Here is a 16522-nt window from a genome sequence, read left to right as displayed (position 1 = left end):
ATGCTGTCCTCCATTGTTCGAAAATCACGCGTCAAGCCATGATGTTGACGCCGACGTCGATATACAGCGTTTCGCCCCAGAGGCGTCGCGCATAAGGTGTCGCCAGAAACGCGCACGTAAAGCCAACATCCATGATGTCCACCAGTTCGCCGAGCGGTGCGCGCTGCGCTGCTTCGTTGAGCAGCAGATAGAAATCCTTGAGACCCGATGCCGCGCGGGTCTTGAGCGGGCCGGGCGAGACGCGTGAACGCGGATGCGCTTTGGCCCAAGCTCATACGCAAGATAGCGGGCACAGGCTTCGAGCGCGGCCTTCACCGGTCCCATCATGCTGTAGTTCGGAACCACCTTGTTCGCGCCATAGAAGCTCATGGTCAGCATGGTGCCGCCGTCTTTCATCAGCGGCGCGGCAAGGCGCGCCATGCGCACGAACGAGTGGCAGGAAACATCCATCGCGCTCGCGAAGCCCTCGCTCGAGCAATTGAGCAGGCCGCCTTGCAGGTCGTCCTTGGGCGCCCACGCAATCGAATGGACCAGAATGTCGAGGCTTCCCCACTCTTCTTCGATCCGCTTGAACACGGCTTCGAGTTCGGTATCGCTAGCGGCGTCGAGCGGCATGAAAATTGGCGCGTCGAGTGCGGTCGCGAGCGGCTCGACATACGGTCTCGCCTTGTCATTAGCATAGGTAATCGCGAGCTTCGCACCAAGTTCGTGAAACGCTTTCGCGCATCCGTATGCGATCGAATACTCGTTAGCGATGCCGGTGACCAGTGCTTTCGCGTCGCTCAGGATCGGGCGCGGTTGCTCGAGTGACATGATGGAACTCCCTCAATGCAGGTTCATTGGTGGCGCCGGGTCCGGCATGTGATGCGCGTGCCGATGCGTTTCGCGGGCATGGCGGAGGCTACTGCTGATTACGCAGCGCCGGGCCGGCACCTGCGTGAGCATTGCCACACCCGGCATCCGCTACCGTGCGGCGACGGCCAGCTAGCTCGATATGAAACATTGGACGACCGTCTCGCCCCGCGGCACACGTTGCCGACGGGGCCGGACGACGTCGGCGCTGAGAACGGTCCATTCTCGGCAGACATCGCATGGACCGCGTTACCCATCGGTTCGGATACGTTGGCGTTCGAGGTCGTTAGAGCGAAGAGCGGCGAGTGTTGTCGAAGGGCATCTGTTTCAGACGATGCGCGGCTACGCCGTGCTCGATGCGGGTGCAGCGGCGCGCGGGTCCCCGACGTCCGCGCAGCCTCGAACCAGCAACACGGGGCAGGTGGACATTCGCAGAAACTGTTCGGCGACGCTGCCGAGCACTGCCCTGCTCATACCGCGCCTGCCGTGCGTCCCCATCGCGACGAGCCCGGCATCGTGGCGCTGCGCGCAGCGTTGCAGGCAGCTCGCAATATCGTCCGCGGCGCTCTCCGTCTCGACTATTTCCGTCGTACCCGCCACGCCACCTTTTGCCATCGCTGCGCGGGCAGTTTCCAACGCAACCTTTGCATCTTCCCGGAGGACCTTGCGAAGGTCCTCCGGGTCATAGTAGCCCGCGTACTGGGACATATGCCACGGATGAACGATATAGACAGCGTGCAGGTTCGCGTGCGCGAGCGTTGCCACGCCGAGCGCCTGGTCCAGTGCACGAATCGAGCCCTCGCTTCCGTCTATGGCCAACAGGATGTTGTGGTACATGGTTTTGCACCTGGCGCGATGCGCTTTGTCGGGTGAAGGGACGGCCCCGTCGAACGCGCTTTGTAGATCAAAATCGGGCGGGGCAATGATCCGATGATCGGCGCGAATCGCATCGGGTTATTGACTTGTGTCAACGTAGCGGCGCGGCCTACGGCATCCGTCGCTTTGCGGTTCCTGCGGCTCATTGATCGAACCCGACGATTGCCTCTGCGGGTCGCCCGCCATCCGGCGTGCCGCTGGAGGACCGCTATCAGCTGCTGACTGATGAGTGAACTTGCGGCGCAGATCCAGAGCACGCGCGAAGATGAGCAACGACGTATTGCGCGTGAATTGCACGATGATCTCGGCCAGCAGTTGAGGGCGCTCAAGATGGGCATCGCCGTGCTGGAAACACAACTGGCCGCGGGCAACAATGACCTCTCGCGCTCGCAGCAACAGTCGTGTTGCAAAAGCAGATCGACGCCACGTGGCGTCGTTGCGAGGCATCGCCGCCAATCTGCGACCGCCGATGCTGGATGACCTGGGTCTGGTGCCAGCGGTCGAGTGGCTGGCGGACGACTTTACGCACCGGTACGGCGTGAAAGCCACCGTTCACGTCAAAGTCGACGAAGGAATTTTCTCCACGTCGGCTGCGACGGCTATTTTCCGGATCGTGCAGGAAGCGCTGACCAACGTGGCGAAACATGCGCGGGCCAGTGAGGTGCTGATTGCCATCTCAGCCAACGCGGCCCATTGCACCGTGCGCATTGAAGACAACGGCCGCGGCGACACGGCCGGCGGTGAGCGCAAAGCGCGTTCGTTCGGCCTGCTGGGCCTGCGCGAGCGCGCCCGGCAGCGTGGCGGCTTCGTCTTGATCGATAGCGCGCCGGACGCGGGGTTCCGGATCGCCGTTCACCTTCCGCTCAGCGCGATCCAGGTGAGTGCGCCGGACGCCCCCTGATGCGCCTTGGCCGGGCGCGGCCGGCGTCGCTCACGGCGACCGTTGCGCCGCACCTGCCGCGAGTTCGACGATATCGGCCGTGATTTCGTCCTGGCGGACCTGGCGGTAGCGGTGCGTCAGTTCGTCAAGTGTCTCCTTCACATTGGCACCCGCGGCCAGCATTGCGCGCACACGCGCTTCGTTTTCAGCGGCGAACGAGAGCATCAACGCCTCGCACAATTCGACATACACGTAGGCTTCGACGAGTCCAGCAAGCAGGCGCTCGGCGGGCAACGTCAACAACGGTGGCAGGTCGCGGAGCGCCACCCGGAAGCGCGAGAAGTCAAACGGAATGAGACGGTGTTCGACGACTTCGCTACGCGCCGCGATGCCGGGCATCGCGTGAACGACGAAGACACCGGTTACCGGTCGCTGGTCGAGGCGCAGGTAAAGCGCGTCGGTAATGCGGCTTGCGAGTACGGGCACATCGTCGGCATGGGACGCCGCCGGAGAACTCCATGCGAAAGCAACGCGACGTTCGTTTGCCGCGATCTCGCCGCGCGTTCCCACCAGCAGCCATTCGCAATCCGCCGACGGGTGGCGGGTTAGCGCGTGGTCGAGAATCTGCTCGTTGAACGCGCCCACGAAACCCTGCTCCGCAAACAGCGCGATGACGATTTGCGCGCCGCGTTCGGGCGTCTTTGCGGATACCCCCGCACGGTGGGCGAGCACGGCGCCGATCGCGGCGCCGACCGTCGAGGCCGAGGAGCGGATGCCGGGCAGCCGCCCTTGCGCTTCGCGTGAGCGGGCGGCCGCGATGCCGCGCATGGCGCCGATGACGGCGTCGAGTTGCCGCGCCGTGGCGCTGCGCGATTCGATTTCGGAGAGTTTGCCGCTCATCGCACGTTGCCCCGATCGGACGCGCCGCTAGCGGCACGGAGCGTCAATTGTTGAACGAGTTCGCGAACCGTGGCCATCAACGCGGCCTGAACAGCCGTGTCAGACGGTGCCGATGATAGCCGCGTACGAGCTTCCGCGAGCTCGGCTAGCACTTGCTGGCTCTGCGCTCGCGCGCCCAGTTCGGTTCGGACCTGAGCGACGATGCCGGGCGGCGCCGCATCGAATACGCCCGCCGCCAGCGCGGCGAGCAGTGCGATTTCGTCGACGGTACGCAACGCGCTGAAGCGCGGTTGTGCAATCAGCGCCCGGATGCGTTCGCCGCGCGCGATTTTTCCGGCAACATGCGCGTCCGTCAGACCGCCGAAGCGGCTGAACATTTCCAGTTCGAGGAACTGCGCATAGTCGAGGCGCAGGCGGCCCGATACCTCGCGCAAAGCCGGACGTTGCGCCTTGCCGCCGACCCGGCTCACGCTCAAACCGATATCGACGGCCGGCCGCTGATTGGCGGCAAACAGCGCGGCGTCCAGCACGATCTGGCCGTCCGTGATCGAAATCAGGTTGGTGGGAATGTACGCCGACAGGTTGCCGGCATCGGTTTCCGCAATCGGCAGCGCGGTGAGCGAGCCGCCTCCCAATTTCGGCGACAGCCTGGCTGCGCGTTCGAGCAGGCGGGCGTGAACGTAAAAGATGTCGCCGGGATACGCCTCGCGCCCCGGCGGTTCGCGTGTGAGCAGCGCCAGCTCGCGATGCGTCGCCGCGTGTTTGGTGAGATCGTCGATCACGACCAGCGCGTGCTGTCCGCGATCACGAAAATACTCGGCGATCGTGACGCCGGCGAACGGCGCAATCCATTGCAGCCCGGGCGCCGACGCAGCGGCGGCCACCACGAAAATGCAGCGCTCCGGCGCGCCGTGCTGACGGACCGCTTCGATCACCCGCTGCACGGCGGTTGTGCGCTGGCCGATCGCCACATACACGCAGATCATGTCCGAGTGCTTCTGATTGACGATGGCGTCGATGGCCAACGCGGTTTTTCCTGTGGCGCGATCGCCGATGATCAATTCGCGCTGGCCGCGGCCAATCGCGAACAGCGCGTCGACGAGTAGCACACCGGTTTCGACCGGTTCACTGACCAGGTCGCGCTCGATAATCGCCGGCGCCAGCCGCTCGGCCGGCATGCACTTCTCCGCCACCTCGAGCACGGCGCCGGTGCATGTCACGCGCGTACCCGCCTCGACCGCGCTGCCGCCGTCCAGCAGCACGACGCTGATTTCTTCCGCGTCCAGCGTGTGGGCAAAGCCCGTCGCGCCCCCTTCGAAGCGCAGCAGTTCGTTGAGCGGCGCATCCGGCAGTCCTGAGACAAACGCAATGCCATCTCCGAGCCGCTCGACACGACCGAGCATTTCGGCCTGGGGCGTAACCGTAGTGCGCATCAGCGTGTGGCGTTGCTGCGCGAGCCATGGATCGTCGCTCATGTCAGCCGGACGCATGTTCGCCATCCAGCAGCGCTGCCCTGATCCGCGCGAGATCGCCTCCAAAGCTGTTACGCACCACGGCATGCGGCGCCCGCAATTCCAGTCCGGCGATCAGCTGAGGATCGACCTCGAATCGAACCGAGACTGCCCGTTGCAGGCAGTTAGCGAGCACTTCCCGGCAGCGCTCCTGCTCCTCGGGGCGCAGCGCGCGCGGCGCGGCAAGCGCGAGCGTCACGCCATTTGCACCGAGCTGCGCGCGAACCGCTTCAGGCAGTTGCGCAAGCCCGTCGGCGAGACCGTCGATGAAGCCGGCTACGCACGCGCTCTCCGGCAGTTTTGCGACCAGCTTCGCCGCGATATCGACGGCCAGCTGGGTTGCCCGGACGGCCACGAGCTTGTCCTGCTCGGCGCGCGCGGCCGCGGCTTCGGCGCCGGCTGCGGCGCGCAGTCCGGCGGCCTCGGCTTGCGCCGCGGCGAGCAGCGCGGCCTTCTCCGTCGCCGCCTGCGCCGCGATTGTCTTCAGGGCGTCGCCACGCGCGGCGACGATTTGCTGCGTCTCGCGAGCCGCAGCGTCGCGCTCGCGAACCGCCGCCTGCTTCGCCGCGTCAGCGTCGCCGATGAGCGCCTGCGCTGCCTTCTGGCGCTCGGCGATGATTTGCGCGACTGGCCGGAACAGAAAGCGTGCGAGCAGCCAGATGAGGACCAGTGCGTTGATCGTCTGCAACGCGAGTGTCGACCAGTCGATTCGCATGAGCGCCGCCTATTTGATGAACGGGTTGGCATAGAGCAGCAGCAAGGCGATCACGAGGCAATAGATCGCCATCGTCTCGATCATGGCCAAACCCACGAACAGGGTACGCGAGACGGTGCCCGCCGAGTCTGGCTGCCGCGCGATCGCGTCCATCGCGGCGGCGACGGCGCGGCCTTCCGCGAGCGCGGGGCCGATCGCGCCGAACGATACGGCAAGCGCCGCGGCCGCGATGCTGACGATTTCAATGAGATTGTTCATCAAGCATTGCCCTTTTTGACGCTGACCGGGTGAGGGGTATCGCTGATCGCCGCGCCGATGAAAACCATCGACAGCACGGCAAAGATGTAGGCTTGCACGGCGCCCGTAAGCAGGTCCAGGGCCATCAGCGGAATGGGCACGAGCAATCCGGCAAGCGACAGGATGATGCCGACCACGAACACGCCGCTCATCACATTGCCAAACAGCCGCACCACGAGAGAAAACGTGCGCGTGATCTGCTCGACGACGTTCAGCGGAATCATGACCCAGCTCGGCTCGGCGAAGGCCGCCAGATAACCTGCCGTGCCGCGCGTGCGGATGCCGTGGAATACCGTGGCGCCCAGGACGATCAGCGCGAGCGCGGCATCCGTTTCGAGGTGCGCGGTGGGTGGCGTCACGCCCGGTATCAACGCGGACCAGTTGGCAACCAGCACGAAGAGGAACAGCGTGCCGATCAATGCACGATACGTGGCTGGACTGGTTTGCATGGTGTCGCGGATTTGCTGATCGATCGTGTCGACCAGCAGTTCGAGCGCGGTCTGCACCTTGCCGGGCATCAGAGCGAGATTGCGGCACAGCAAGGCCGACACCGCCGTGATGACGGCCATGATGACCCAGGTCGTCAGCACGGGCCCCATGATCGCGAGCGGGCCGACATGCAGCAGCGGCGCGGTAGCCAGCGGTGAAGCGGTCATGGCTTGCCTCCCCGGCTGCGTACCGCGATTGTGCGTGCGAGCAGGATGCCCGCCATGCCGGCTAGCAGCGCGAGCGCACCGACGTGCGCGAGCATCAGCAGCAGCGCACCGGTCGGGGCGAACCGGACAAGCTGGAGCGCCAGCGCCGCTGCCGCCCTACCCTGCGCAAAAAGCGGCCAGTTCCAGCGCAGCGACACAAAGTGCCATGCGCCGGCCAACGTGCCAAGGGCGAGTCCCATGGAGAGCTGCGCGGCGATCGATGGCAGCGGATCAGTCATGGTGCCCTCCCTGTTGACGATGCATCCACTTCCACGCGGACCAGAAACCGACCACCGCGCCGATCATGAGGAGCGGCGCCGAAAAGAACACGCGCGTGCCGAAGGTCCGGTCCAGCCAATGGCCCAATGCGAGTCCCATCAGCGTCGGCAGGACGATTGCCCAGCCGAGGATGCCGATCTGGCCGAGCCGGCTGCCGAGCGACGGCTCGGGATCAGCGCGCCCGCGCGCATCGCGCTCGGCGACCTGGCGAGCCGCATCGGCCATGCGGTCGTCACGCGGTTTGCCCGCGTCGGGGCGGTGCGAGTTCATCGCGACGTTGCTCCCATGGCGACGCCATAGGCGGCGTCCCTACCCTGGCGTGGACACAGATAGCGCAGCATCTGCCGCACGGCGCGAGCATGCAGACGCAACTGGTCGACGCGGGCGCGCCGTGCCGCATCGTCTTCGACAGCGTGGTGACGGCGAACCCCGGCTTCCAGGCTCTCCAGCGAGTCGCCGGGAATCGCTTCGCGGCAGGCAATCGACACCTCGGCGCCGCGCGATACCAACAGCACGCCGCCGTCCACCGCGCAATAGCGGGTGGCGCCGTCGGCACAGGTCCAGCGGACCACCGAGGGCGTCAGCAGCGTCACGTAGTCTGCATGTCTGGTGCGGATGCCGAACGAGCCGCTCTCGTCTTCCGCCCGCAGGGATACGATCTCGACGGCGTCGAACCAAACCCGGGACGGCGTCGCAATCGTCAGTGTCAAAGATGTGCCGCTCATTGCGCACGCTCCGCGCCGTGATGTGCCGCTTTCTCGGCGACAGCGGTCTCTTCCTTGTGGCGTGCCTCGTCGAGCGAGCCGACCATATAGAGCGAACTTTCTTGCCAGGTGTCACATTCCCCGGCGAGGATCGCCTTACAGCCTGCGATCGTCTCGGTGACTGCCACGGAGCGGCCGACGTCTCCAGTGAAGGCTTGCGTGACGGCAAACGGCTGGGTCAGAAAGCGCTGCAGACGTCTGGCTCGTTCCACGAGGACGCGGTCGTCTGCGCCGAGCTCCTCGATACCGAGCAATGAGATGACGTCCTGCAATTCGCGGTAGTGCTCGATGATCCGGCGTACCTCGGTCGCGACCGCCACGTGTTCCTCGCCGACCACGAGCGGATCGAGCAGAACCGACGACGATGCGATCGGATCGATGGCGGGGTACATGCCTTCAGCGGCCATCGCGCGAGACAGTACGACCATACTGTCGATATGCGCGGCGATCGCGGTGACGGCTGGGTCGGTGAAGTCGTCGGCGGGCACGTACACGGCCTCGATCGCCGTGACCGACACATCGCCAACCGACACAATGCGTTCCTGCAGACTCGCGACTTCGCTCGCCAGCGTCGGCTGGTAGCCCACTCTCGAAGGCATGCGCCCCAGCAGGCCCGATACCTCGGCGCCCGCCTGCACGAAACGGAACACGTTATCCATCAACAGCAAAACATTCTGGCGGTGTTCGTCGCGGAAATACTCGGCAATCGTCAATGCGGTGAACGGCACGCGCCAGCGTGCGCCTGGCGGCTCGTTCATCTGACCGTACACCAGAACGGTGCGCGCCAGTACGTCGGACGTACGCATATCAAGCAGCATTTCGTGCCCTTCGCGCGAGCGCTCCCCGACGCCGGCAAACACCGAGATGCCCTGATAGCGCTCGACCATCGCGTGAATCAGCTCCATCACCAGCACCGTCTTGCCGACACCCGCGCCACCGAACATCGCCGCCTTACCCCCTTGGGCGAGCGGCGCAAGCAGGTCGATGACCTTGACGCCAGTGGAAAACAGAGAAGTCGCGCCGGTCTGCGCGGCAAGCGGCGGCGCCGCCCGATGAATCGGACGGCGCTCGATCTTTACAGGGAGCGCTGGGCCAGCGTCGCGGGGTGTGCCCGTCACGTCGAGCAGCCTGCCGAGCACCGCCTCGCCAACCGGTGTCGTAATGGGGCCGCCACAGGCTCGCGCGCGGGCGCCGCGCCGTAATCCCGCCGTCGATTGCAGCGCCACTGCGCGCACCATCGTTTCACTTAGATGCGCCTGCACTTCGACCAGCACCGGCGCGAGATCGTCCGGCAGGATGAGCAACGCGTCGTCGATAAGGGGAAGCGGGTTGCCCGCAAACCGTACGTCGACCACTGCGCCCCGGACCGCGACGACGCTGCCGTCACCGGCAGCCGGTGGGGCATCGGGTGCGATCGCTGCTGGCTGGGTCGACATACCGGGCCTCCTCGCGGCCAAGTTCGAACAGTTGCACGATACCGCAGCGTCCGGCAGAAGAAATGACATTGATCAAACGTAGCTGAGAAGGCACGCGCCCGGTACCGCGCCGATAAATCTGAAGCGGTAATGGACCAGCCAGCGCAGCACACGGGCAGCGAACATTTCGGCCAGATTGATTTGCATCAAATGCGGCGGCGGACACGTCACCAAGCTTGGTGGTGATGCCCGTCAGATTGGCGGCCATACTGATCCTGGACAACATCGTCCGGGCGGCTCGTTAGGGTGTTCGCATATTTCAGATGGAGTTCGCCATGTCCCACGATGCCGACGAAGTCGCCTACCTGCGAGACCGCGCGGCCTCGCTTGACGCCGCCGCGCGGGCATTGCCGGTTGCGCTGGAGGCGCCCTGCCATGAGCCCCGCTTCACACTCAAAGGTATCGTGTACCAGTTTGGCCTACAGCACCTACGACCCTACCGGCCGACCCAGCGATCTCTTTCACTACAGACTCTCGCTTGCCATTGCCGAGGCAGTACAGGCCTCTTTGCCGGTGCCATCTCCCACCGACGCGTCAGCGCGGTCGGCGAAAGATGACGCACTGCGCGTAGCCCGACGCAACGCCGCCGCACACATCGCGCACCAGCGTCTAGCCAACACGAGGACGATTGACACGCGCGCGCAGCGCGTCGATTTCGTCGAGCAGATCGAGGGCGAGCGCGATGCCAGGTGGGTTGATTTGAAGATCGCGTGCGAGCCGCTGTGCGGTCCGTACGCGCCGAAACGCCGCACCACTGAAACGCCATTCCTGCGGTTGATCCCCCTTGGGTTCGAACACGCCTTCGGAGACCCAAAGCCTCAATTCCTCTTCCGATGCCCCGCTCGCCCGACTTAATTCGACGAGCGTAAACTCGACACTCTCGTCGACAACCTGTCCTTGCAGGCAGGTTGTGGTCCTGGTCTCTTTCACGATGATCCTCCATAAAAGTGCGCGCGCGGATCGAAGTTGAAGGCCCGTTGCATCGAGTCGTAAGCGGCCCTCGCCGTTTCGCTTTCCGCCGGAGGCAGAACGATGTTCAGCATCACGTAGAGATCGCCAGGCGGGTTGGCGGGGATCCCCTTGCCTCTGAGTCTCAGGCGTCGGCCGCCGGCGGAACCCGGCGGTATTGTCATCTCGACCGTACCATCCGGCATCGGCACCGCAATCTTCGCGCCCAGCGCGGCTTCCCACGGCGCGACCGGCAATTCGAGCGACACGTCGCGGCCGTCGACGCGAAAGCGCGGATGTTCGCGAAACCCGATTTCCAGGTAGAGGTCGCCAGCGTCCGCGGGCGTGGCGCCCGCGCCGCCCTGGCCGCCGAGCCGAAGATGCTGGCCCGCACGTATCCCTTTCGGAATCGATATGTCGAGCGTGCGCGATTCCAGTGCGACATGGCCTTGCGCATCGATCACCGGCACTTGCAGCGAGATCGAACGCTGCGCGCCGCGATACGCGTCTTCGAGATCGATCAGCACCTTCGCGTGATGATCTTCGCCTCGCACGTTGAACGCCCTGTGCCCCGCATGCGCATGCGCGCCGCGTGCGCCGCCGAACATCGACTCGAAGAATTCATGGAAGTCGGTCTGCGCACCCGGCTGACTGCCCGCGCCGCGGAATTCGAAGCCTTCGTCCCAGTCAGGCGGCGGCTGAAAATCCTGACCGTCGCGCCATTTGTCCCCCATGCGATCGTAGGCCGCGCGCTTCTCGGGGTCCTTGAGCACCTCGTACGCCTCGCCCAACTCCTTGAAGCGGACTTCCGCATCGTCATGCTTGCTGACGTCCGGATGATATTTGCGCGCGAGCTTACGATACGAACGCTTGATGTCTTCCTGAGAAGCGGTGCGTTCGAGACTCAGGATCTCGTAATAGTCCCTGTATTTCATTTTGGAGGCTGACCGGTGAGGAACGGGGGCGGCAATACGGGGCCAACGCGCCAGTGGCGGCGCCCGGTTCACTTTATACCAATCCGGGCAGCCCGGCAGAGCCGCGGCGGCTCTCTCGCCGACGGCCGGCCGTTCAAATACCCGGCATGACCGGATACGGCTCCGTATGGTCGTCGACGCCCTTCACGCCGGAAATGCTCTCGGCTGCCACGCGAACCGCCTGGATGGACTCCGCCGAGTGGAAGACGCCCCAGAGATGGATCACGCCGTCGCTCACGACGATGTTGCGTCCAGCGAATGCCCACTTGTGGCCGGCCAACTCGCCCATCAACATCGCACGAATCTCCCGGTCCGTGACGTCGGCGCCGGCGTCGCGCGCGGGCTCCTCCGGGAGACTGGCCAATGCCTGAATCAGATTGGCTCGGCTGATAATGCCGCTCATCTTGCCGGCTCTGGTCACGGGCACACGTTTGATATGCTGCGTTTCGAGAAGTGCGGCGACGTCGCCGATCGGCGTGTCTTCGTCCACGGAGACGACCTCGCGCGACATCACGTCTTCGACTTTCAGTCCATGCGACTTCACATAGTTGCGAGCGTCGTCGCTCGCGGAGAACAGGTCGAGCCATGATGAACGCACGGGTTTATCGGTGTCGAGCTCGACGCGTCGAAGCAGATCGCCTTCGCTGACCATGCCGACGATAGCGTCGGCTGCATCGACTACCGGCGCGCCACTGATTCTCTTTTCCACGAACATCCTCGCGACTTCGCGCACCGTCATGTCGGGCCTGACGGATATCACGTTACTGGTCATTATGTCGAAAGCACGCATGGCAAGTCTCCTGACTATTGCGTTGAGTGTGGTTTGAGTTGAGCGTGGTCTGCCGCCTGAAGCGACAACGTCTTTGACATCTTCAGCTGCACCCACACCATCCCCTCGCGCAGCCCGGCGAGCACGGCTTCGCGTTCGCTCGAAAGTACGCTGCTGTGCGTGAACTCGTGGGTGAAGACGCCTTCCGGTGTCGTGTGACTGAGCTGGATCGAGCAGTTGAAACCGCCCGCTGTCGGATGCGTCACGACCGATACCGACCAATGGCCGTCGCCAACTTTTCCGGAAAGGGTCATGAGCCGCTCCTGAACTTTCACCTCGATGAAGCGACGCGAACCGCACGCAAAACTGCGCCCCGGCCGCGCGCCGCAAGTTAGCCCACGGTCAGATTGTCGACGACCGCATGCACGCCCGGCGCCGCCACGCGGCTCCGCGCGCAGCCGAACGCTCCGCGGCGGAATCGACCTTGCCGGTCAGCGTCACGGTGCCTTCGTGCACCTTGACCGCGATATGCTTTGCCTCGCGGTCGGCGTGACGCTGCAGCGCCTGGCTGATCTGCTCGCCGATATCCTGCGCGGCGACGTTCCCGCCGATGCGGATCGTGTTCGAGACGCCGATTACGCCACGCATACACGAGATCGTGCGGGTGGCGAGATGACTCTGATGGGCACTCTCGACTTCGCCGCTTAATGTCACCCAGCCTCTTTCGACCTGCACCTTCACGGAGTCTTCGCTCAAACCGACCGTCCAGCGCAGCATCGTGCGAACTGCCCGGGCAATGTCTTCGTCGGTTCGCACATCGGTATGCAGCGGGCGCACATCCAATTCCACGACGACGGCCTTCACGCCCGCGACGCGTTGCGCCGCCTTTTCCGCCGCGACTTTTTCCGCGTAGCTGACCGGGTGGCCGGACAGCGTGACGACACGGTCGCATACTTCGACGCCGATGTCCGTGACGCTGACGGCCGGATCCCAAGCCAGTTCTTCTTCAACCTGCTGCTGCAATTCCATGTCTGACTTCATTGCCTGCTCCTTGATGGCATGCAAGGGTTGCCGCTGCGCCGGGACGTGCAGCGGTGCGCCCAGCGCCGCGCCAATCAGCTGATCGGCAGGCGTTTGCGCGCGGAGGCCGCTTTCTTGGGCAGCGTCAGCGACAGCACGCCGTCCTTGTATTGCGCCGTTGCAGTGGCTTCATCGATCTCGCTATGCAGCGAGAACGAACGGCTGACGGCGCCCGAATAGCGTTCGCGACGAACCACGCGTTCGCCCTCCTTCAGCTCCTGCTTACGCTCGACCTTGGCGCTGATCGATACGAGATTACCGTCGATCTTCACGTCGATATCGTCTTTCTCGACGCCGGGCAGTTCGGCTTTCACGGTGTACTGGGTATCGCTCTCCGTCACATCGACCTTGATATCGGCAAGCGGCACTTCCCCGCCCGCGCCACCGCGCAGTGGGCGGAACAGGCCCTGAAAGAGATCCGACATGGGTTCGATTGCAAACGGGTCAAAACGGGTCAAGTTGCTCATCGTGTCACTCCTTATCATCCATTACGGTCATGGATAGGGGACTGGGTTAATGGCGCGGGTGCGCATGCGTCGCGCAACGCGCCGGTTAGGACACTTCAATAATCACTTTCAGCGCATGCGTGTCCGCGGCACGGCTGAAGGTGTCGTAGGCACCGGCCACGTCTTCGAGCTGGAAGCGGTGCGTAATCAGCCGCGCGGGATCGATGCGGCCCGCGCGCACCGTCTTGAGCAGCATCGGCGTGCTGACGGTGTCGACCAGACGCGTCGTGATCGCGATGTTGCGGTCCCACAGCTGTTCAAGGTGCAGATCGGCCTTGACGCCGTGCACGCCGACGTTCGCGATCACGCCGCCCGGCGCGACAAGCGCCTCGCACAGTTCGAACGTGGCAGGCACGCCGACCGCTTCGATTGCGCAATCCACACCTTTCTGTTCGGTCAGCTTCATCACGGCCGCAACGGGATCGTCATGGCCGCTATCGATGCATGCAGTGGCGCCGAAGCCGCCTGCGACTTCGAGCCGGTTGGGATCGAGGTCGATCATGATGATCTGCGCCGGCGCATAGAACTGCGCGGTCAGCAGCGCGGCGAGGCCAATCGGCCCGGCACCGACGATCGCCACCGTACTGCCGGGCTGCACTTTGCCGTTCAGTACGCCGCATTCGAAGCCGGTCGGCAGGATATCGGAGAGCATCACGAGCGCTTCTTCGTCGGCGCCAGCGGGAATCGGATAGAGGCTCGTCTCCGCGTGCGGAATGCGCACGTACTCGGCCTGGGTGCCGTCAATCTTGTTGCCGAGAATCCAGCCGCCCGTGCTGCAATGGGAATACATTCCGCGCCGGCAGTAATCGCATTTGCCGCACGACGAAATGCATGAAATCAGCACCCGGTCGCCGGACTTGAACGACGATACCGCCGTGCCGACCTGCTGCACGACGCCGACGCCCTCGTGGCCGAGAATGCGTCCCGGCTCGCAGGTCGGCACGTCGCCTTTGAGAATATGCAGATCGGTGCCGCATATCGTGGTGCGCGTCATTTTGACGATCGCATCGGTGGGCGCCGCGAGCTTTGGAATGGGCCGTTCCTCAAGCGATTTCTTCCCGGGACCCTGGTACACGAGCGCTTTCATATGCTGCCTCCGTTGATCGATGCGGGCTTGCCTACGACTGACTTTAGGCTGGCTCGCAGCGCGCCGATTGACATGTATCAAGCGATGTTCATCCGCCGCCGTCCGCTCGAATGAATGATCTCCGTCAAGCGCCGCTCATCCGGTCGTGCCTATGCTGGACGAGCCCTCATTGCTTTCCCGGAGCCGACCATGCCCGAACATTTCCCCTCGCCGCGTCACCGCCCGCTGCACGTCCGGCAACGCGAACGCGTTGCGCAACGCGGCTGGCGCGCCATCGACCGGGCCTTGCAACGGCCCTGCTCATACCGCCATCCGGCCGGCCGCATTGGCCGGATCGAAACGCATATCTCCGTGATCTATCTGGCCGGCCGTTACGCGTACAAGCTGAAGAAACCGGTCAATCCGGGCTTTGTCGATTTCACGCTGCCCGCCGTGCGGCAACGCGCGTGCGAGGACGAAGCGCGGTTGAACGGCCGCCTTGCGCGCGAGTTGTATTGCGGCGTCGAGACGATCGTGCGTCAGGGCCGCGTGCGCAAGATCCGGCACCACGGGCACGTTGTCGAACACGCGGTCAAGATGCGGCGTTTCGACGAGCGCGACGTATTCCAGGCATTGCTCGCGCGCGACGCGCTCGGTTTCGCGGAGATCGACGCGCTGGCCGACAGCCTCGCCGCGTTTCATCGCGGTGCGGCGCGCGCTGCACCGCGACGCGGCTTCGGTTCGGCGTCGACGGTACGCACGCAAATGCACACCGTGCTGGACGCGCTGGGACGCGAGACCGGCAAGCCCCTACCGGACACACTTCGTCAATGGTGCGAGAAAGACGGCGAGCGGCTCGCGGAACATTTCGAAACGCGCCGCGCGGGCGGCTTCGTGCGTGAGTGCCATGGCGACCTGCACCTCGACAACGTGCTGCGTCGTGGCAAGCGGGTGCTCATGTTCGATTGCATCGAATTCAGCGACGCGTTGCGGTGGATCGACGTGGCGAGTGATTTGAGTTTCCTGCTGATGGACCTGCAGGCGCACGGCCGGGACGATCTTGCCGCCCGGTTGCTGAACGGCTGGCTGCAACGCACCGGCGACTTCGCCGCATTGCCCGCACTGCGTTACTACATGGTTTATCGCGCGCTGGTGCGAGCGCTCGTTGCGGCGCTGAAGGCGCGTGGCGGCCCGACGGACCGCGAATCGGTAGAGACCCATCAGTACCTGCGGCTCGCCGGACGCCTGATCGCAAAGCCGCGCCCTTATCTGTTGCTATGCCACGGCTACTCGGGTTCGGGCAAATCGGTGGCGAGCGAGGCGCTCGTCAATCTGATCGGTGAGATACGCGTGTCCAGCGACATCGAACGCAAACGCCCACGCCCGTTCGCGCCGATAGATGCGCAGCCGTTGCCGCGCGCCGCCTACTCGGCGGACTCGATCGATCGACACTACGGCACGCTGCTGGCGCTCACGCGTCACGTGCTGGCCGCGGGTTATCCAGCGCTGGTCGACGCGACATTTTTGAAGCGCGATCACCGGTCGAGGTTTGCGGCGTTGGCCGATGCGCTGGCGGTTCCTGTCATCGTGCTCGATTTTCATGCGCGCACCTGCCTGCTTGCGGAACGCGTCAGCAGGCGCGCCGCGCAGGCGCATGCGGAGTCGGACGCCGGGCCGGTCGTTCTGATCAGGCAACTGGCGAATGAAGACCCGCTCAGCGCAGGCGAGATGGCTTGCACGGTACATTTCGATACCGAGGTGCCCGTGGGCGCCTTCGCGCATATTGAGTACTGGCAAGCATTGCTGGAACGCCTGGACACGCAGTCAATGCATGAAATGCACGAAACGGCGGCGCCCGATGCGGACGTAGCCCACGCATGAAATGGGCCGCGCAGTCGTTCGCCGCGCGGCCCTGAAGCGCCATCCGTACCGCTT

General features: G+C 64.5%; 20 protein-coding genes and 2 pseudogenes. 3 read left to right on the top strand and 19 right to left on the bottom strand.

Going from position 1 to position 16522, the window contains the following annotated elements:
* Positions 1-31 precede the first annotated feature (31 nt).
* Together fabI and F6X42_RS32245 are read right to left on the bottom strand one after the other, a co-directional pair.
* Positions 32-813: pseudogene (gene fabI / locus F6X42_RS32250) on the bottom strand (enoyl-ACP reductase FabI).
* A gap of 381 nt (positions 814-1194) precedes the next feature.
* Positions 1195-1689 (bottom strand): universal stress protein, encoded by a 495-nt coding sequence (locus F6X42_RS32245; RefSeq protein WP_187638063.1) that lies wholly within the window; start codon positions 1687-1689, stop codon positions 1195-1197.
* 264 nt (positions 1690-1953) lie between these two features.
* Between F6X42_RS32245 and F6X42_RS32240 the strand changes: the two genes are divergently transcribed.
* Together F6X42_RS32240 and F6X42_RS32235 are read left to right on the top strand one after the other, a co-directional pair.
* Positions 1954-2208, top strand: a complete 255-nt coding sequence (locus F6X42_RS32240; RefSeq protein ID WP_187638062.1) for a histidine kinase — start codon at positions 1954-1956, stop codon at positions 2206-2208.
* A complete protein-coding gene (locus F6X42_RS32235) occupies positions 2198-2629 on the top strand; it encodes a sensor histidine kinase (protein WP_187638061.1) in 432 nt (143 codons plus the stop codon). The genes F6X42_RS32240 and F6X42_RS32235 overlap by 11 nt, the downstream gene beginning before the upstream one ends.
* A gap of 30 nt (positions 2630-2659) precedes the next feature.
* Here the strand turns inward: F6X42_RS32235 and F6X42_RS32230 are convergent, their stop codons facing one another.
* The 17 genes and pseudogenes from F6X42_RS32230 to F6X42_RS32150 all read right to left on the bottom strand — a co-directional run bounded on the left by F6X42_RS32230 (position 2660) and on the right by F6X42_RS32150 (position 14608).
* Complete coding sequence (locus F6X42_RS32230; protein ID WP_187638060.1) at positions 2660-3508, bottom strand: F0F1 ATP synthase subunit gamma; 849 nt, start codon at positions 3506-3508, stop codon at positions 2660-2662.
* Positions 3505-5007 (bottom strand): F0F1 ATP synthase subunit alpha, encoded by a 1503-nt coding sequence (locus F6X42_RS32225; protein WP_187638059.1) that lies wholly within the window; start codon positions 5005-5007, stop codon positions 3505-3507. Before F6X42_RS32225 ends, F6X42_RS32230 begins: the two co-directional genes overlap by 4 nt.
* Positions 4985-5734 carry a F0F1 ATP synthase subunit delta gene (locus F6X42_RS32220; RefSeq protein ID WP_187638058.1) on the bottom strand — a complete coding sequence of 250 codons (750 nt, stop codon included), beginning with the start codon at positions 5732-5734 and terminating at the stop codon, positions 4985-4987. The genes F6X42_RS32225 and F6X42_RS32220 overlap by 23 nt, the downstream gene beginning before the upstream one ends.
* A 9-nt stretch (positions 5735-5743) precedes the next feature.
* Positions 5744-5992 (bottom strand): F0F1 ATP synthase subunit C, encoded by a 249-nt coding sequence (locus F6X42_RS32215; RefSeq protein WP_187638057.1) that lies wholly within the window; start codon positions 5990-5992, stop codon positions 5744-5746.
* Positions 5992-6687 (bottom strand): F0F1 ATP synthase subunit A, encoded by a 696-nt coding sequence (locus F6X42_RS32210; protein ID WP_187638056.1) that lies wholly within the window; start codon positions 6685-6687, stop codon positions 5992-5994. Before F6X42_RS32210 ends, F6X42_RS32215 begins: the two co-directional genes overlap by 1 nt.
* The gene (locus F6X42_RS32205; RefSeq protein WP_187638055.1) at positions 6684-6965 is read right to left on the bottom strand and encodes an ATP synthase subunit I; all 282 of its coding nucleotides are present in this window, start codon (positions 6963-6965) and stop codon (positions 6684-6686) included. The genes F6X42_RS32210 and F6X42_RS32205 overlap by 4 nt, the downstream gene beginning before the upstream one ends.
* Complete coding sequence (locus tag F6X42_RS32200; protein ID WP_187638054.1) at positions 6958-7275, bottom strand: AtpZ/AtpI family protein; 318 nt, start codon at positions 7273-7275, stop codon at positions 6958-6960. Before F6X42_RS32200 ends, F6X42_RS32205 begins: the two co-directional genes overlap by 8 nt.
* On the bottom strand, positions 7272-7730 hold the full coding sequence (locus F6X42_RS32195) for a F0F1 ATP synthase subunit epsilon (protein WP_187638053.1): 459 nt from the start codon (positions 7728-7730) through the stop codon (positions 7272-7274). The genes F6X42_RS32200 and F6X42_RS32195 overlap by 4 nt, the downstream gene beginning before the upstream one ends.
* Positions 7727-9205 carry a F0F1 ATP synthase subunit beta gene (atpD, locus tag F6X42_RS32190; RefSeq protein ID WP_187638052.1) on the bottom strand — a complete coding sequence of 493 codons (1479 nt, stop codon included), beginning with the start codon at positions 9203-9205 and terminating at the stop codon, positions 7727-7729. Before atpD ends, F6X42_RS32195 begins: the two co-directional genes overlap by 4 nt.
* Positions 9153-9452, bottom strand: a complete 300-nt coding sequence (locus F6X42_RS32185) for a hypothetical protein (RefSeq protein ID WP_187638051.1) — start codon at positions 9450-9452, stop codon at positions 9153-9155. Before F6X42_RS32185 ends, atpD begins: the two co-directional genes overlap by 53 nt.
* A 401-nt stretch (positions 9453-9853) precedes the next feature.
* Complete coding sequence (locus tag F6X42_RS32180) at positions 9854-10174, bottom strand: chaperone modulator CbpM (RefSeq protein ID WP_184037555.1); 321 nt, start codon at positions 10172-10174, stop codon at positions 9854-9856.
* Complete coding sequence (locus F6X42_RS32175) at positions 10171-11127, bottom strand: DnaJ C-terminal domain-containing protein (RefSeq protein ID WP_187638050.1); 957 nt, start codon at positions 11125-11127, stop codon at positions 10171-10173. The genes F6X42_RS32180 and F6X42_RS32175 overlap by 4 nt, the downstream gene beginning before the upstream one ends.
* 133 nt (positions 11128-11260) lie before the next feature.
* A complete protein-coding gene (locus tag F6X42_RS32170; RefSeq protein ID WP_187638049.1) occupies positions 11261-11956 on the bottom strand; it encodes a CBS domain-containing protein in 696 nt (231 codons plus the stop codon).
* A 14-nt stretch (positions 11957-11970) separates the two neighbouring features.
* Positions 11971-12249: a UDP-glucose 4-epimerase gene (locus tag F6X42_RS32165; RefSeq protein ID WP_187638048.1), complete on the bottom strand. Its 279-nt coding sequence runs from the start codon at positions 12247-12249 to the stop codon at positions 11971-11973.
* Between the two features lie 77 nt (positions 12250-12326).
* Positions 12327-12976: pseudogene (locus F6X42_RS32160) on the bottom strand (BON domain-containing protein).
* 74 nt (positions 12977-13050) lie between these two features.
* Positions 13051-13482: an Hsp20/alpha crystallin family protein gene (locus F6X42_RS32155; protein WP_187638046.1), complete on the bottom strand. Its 432-nt coding sequence runs from the start codon at positions 13480-13482 to the stop codon at positions 13051-13053.
* An 85-nt stretch (positions 13483-13567) separates the two neighbouring features.
* Positions 13568-14608 (bottom strand): zinc-dependent alcohol dehydrogenase family protein, encoded by a 1041-nt coding sequence (locus F6X42_RS32150; protein ID WP_187638045.1) that lies wholly within the window; start codon positions 14606-14608, stop codon positions 13568-13570.
* 189 nt (positions 14609-14797) lie between these two features.
* On the opposite strand from F6X42_RS32150, the gene F6X42_RS32145 reads away from it, so the two are divergent.
* Positions 14798-16468, top strand: coding sequence for a bifunctional aminoglycoside phosphotransferase/ATP-binding protein (locus F6X42_RS32145; protein WP_187638044.1), 1671 nt, complete (start codon positions 14798-14800; stop codon positions 16466-16468).
* Positions 16469-16522 lie beyond the last annotated feature (54 nt).

This window comes from Paraburkholderia podalyriae, assembly GCF_014397785.1.
Classification (GTDB): domain Bacteria; phylum Pseudomonadota; class Gammaproteobacteria; order Burkholderiales; family Burkholderiaceae; genus Paraburkholderia; species Paraburkholderia podalyriae.
The sequence above is the reverse complement of the archived record's forward strand: the minus strand, read 5'-3'. Positions and strand labels throughout refer to the sequence as shown.

Coding starts and splice junctions, on each gene's coding strand:
- F6X42_RS32150 (WP_187638045.1), bottom strand. CDS start 14,608: ATGAAAGCGCTCGTGTACCAGGGTCCCGGGAAGAAATCGCTTGAGGAA.
- F6X42_RS32170 (WP_187638049.1), bottom strand. CDS start 11,956: ATGCGTGCTTTCGACATAATGACCAGTAACGTGATATCCGTCAGGCCC.
- F6X42_RS32245 (WP_187638063.1), bottom strand. CDS start 1,689: ATGTACCACAACATCCTGTTGGCCATAGACGGAAGCGAGGGCTCGATT.
- F6X42_RS32200 (WP_187638054.1), bottom strand. CDS start 7,275: ATGAACTCGCACCGCCCCGACGCGGGCAAACCGCGTGACGACCGCATG.
- F6X42_RS32235 (WP_187638061.1), top strand. CDS start 2,198: ATGCTGGATGACCTGGGTCTGGTGCCAGCGGTCGAGTGGCTGGCGGAC.
- F6X42_RS32195 (WP_187638053.1), bottom strand. CDS start 7,730: ATGAGCGGCACATCTTTGACACTGACGATTGCGACGCCGTCCCGGGTT.
- F6X42_RS32165 (WP_187638048.1), bottom strand. CDS start 12,249: ATGACCCTTTCCGGAAAAGTTGGCGACGGCCATTGGTCGGTATCGGTC.
- F6X42_RS32145 (WP_187638044.1), top strand. CDS start 14,798: ATGCCCGAACATTTCCCCTCGCCGCGTCACCGCCCGCTGCACGTCCGG.
- F6X42_RS32210 (WP_187638056.1), bottom strand. CDS start 6,687: ATGACCGCTTCACCGCTGGCTACCGCGCCGCTGCTGCATGTCGGCCCG.
- F6X42_RS32185 (WP_187638051.1), bottom strand. CDS start 9,452: ATGGCCGCCAATCTGACGGGCATCACCACCAAGCTTGGTGACGTGTCC.
- F6X42_RS32205 (WP_187638055.1), bottom strand. CDS start 6,965: ATGACTGATCCGCTGCCATCGATCGCCGCGCAGCTCTCCATGGGACTC.
- F6X42_RS32215 (WP_187638057.1), bottom strand. CDS start 5,992: ATGAACAATCTCATTGAAATCGTCAGCATCGCGGCCGCGGCGCTTGCC.
- F6X42_RS32175 (WP_187638050.1), bottom strand. CDS start 11,127: ATGAAATACAGGGACTATTACGAGATCCTGAGTCTCGAACGCACCGCT.
- F6X42_RS32240 (WP_187638062.1), top strand. CDS start 1,954: ATGAGTGAACTTGCGGCGCAGATCCAGAGCACGCGCGAAGATGAGCAA.
- F6X42_RS32155 (WP_187638046.1), bottom strand. CDS start 13,482: ATGAGCAACTTGACCCGTTTTGACCCGTTTGCAATCGAACCCATGTCG.
- F6X42_RS32225 (WP_187638059.1), bottom strand. CDS start 5,007: ATGGCGAACATGCGTCCGGCTGACATGAGCGACGATCCATGGCTCGCG.
- F6X42_RS32220 (WP_187638058.1), bottom strand. CDS start 5,734: ATGCGAATCGACTGGTCGACACTCGCGTTGCAGACGATCAACGCACTG.
- atpD (WP_187638052.1), bottom strand. CDS start 9,205: ATGTCGACCCAGCCAGCAGCGATCGCACCCGATGCCCCACCGGCTGCC.
- F6X42_RS32230 (WP_187638060.1), bottom strand. CDS start 3,508: ATGAGCGGCAAACTCTCCGAAATCGAATCGCGCAGCGCCACGGCGCGG.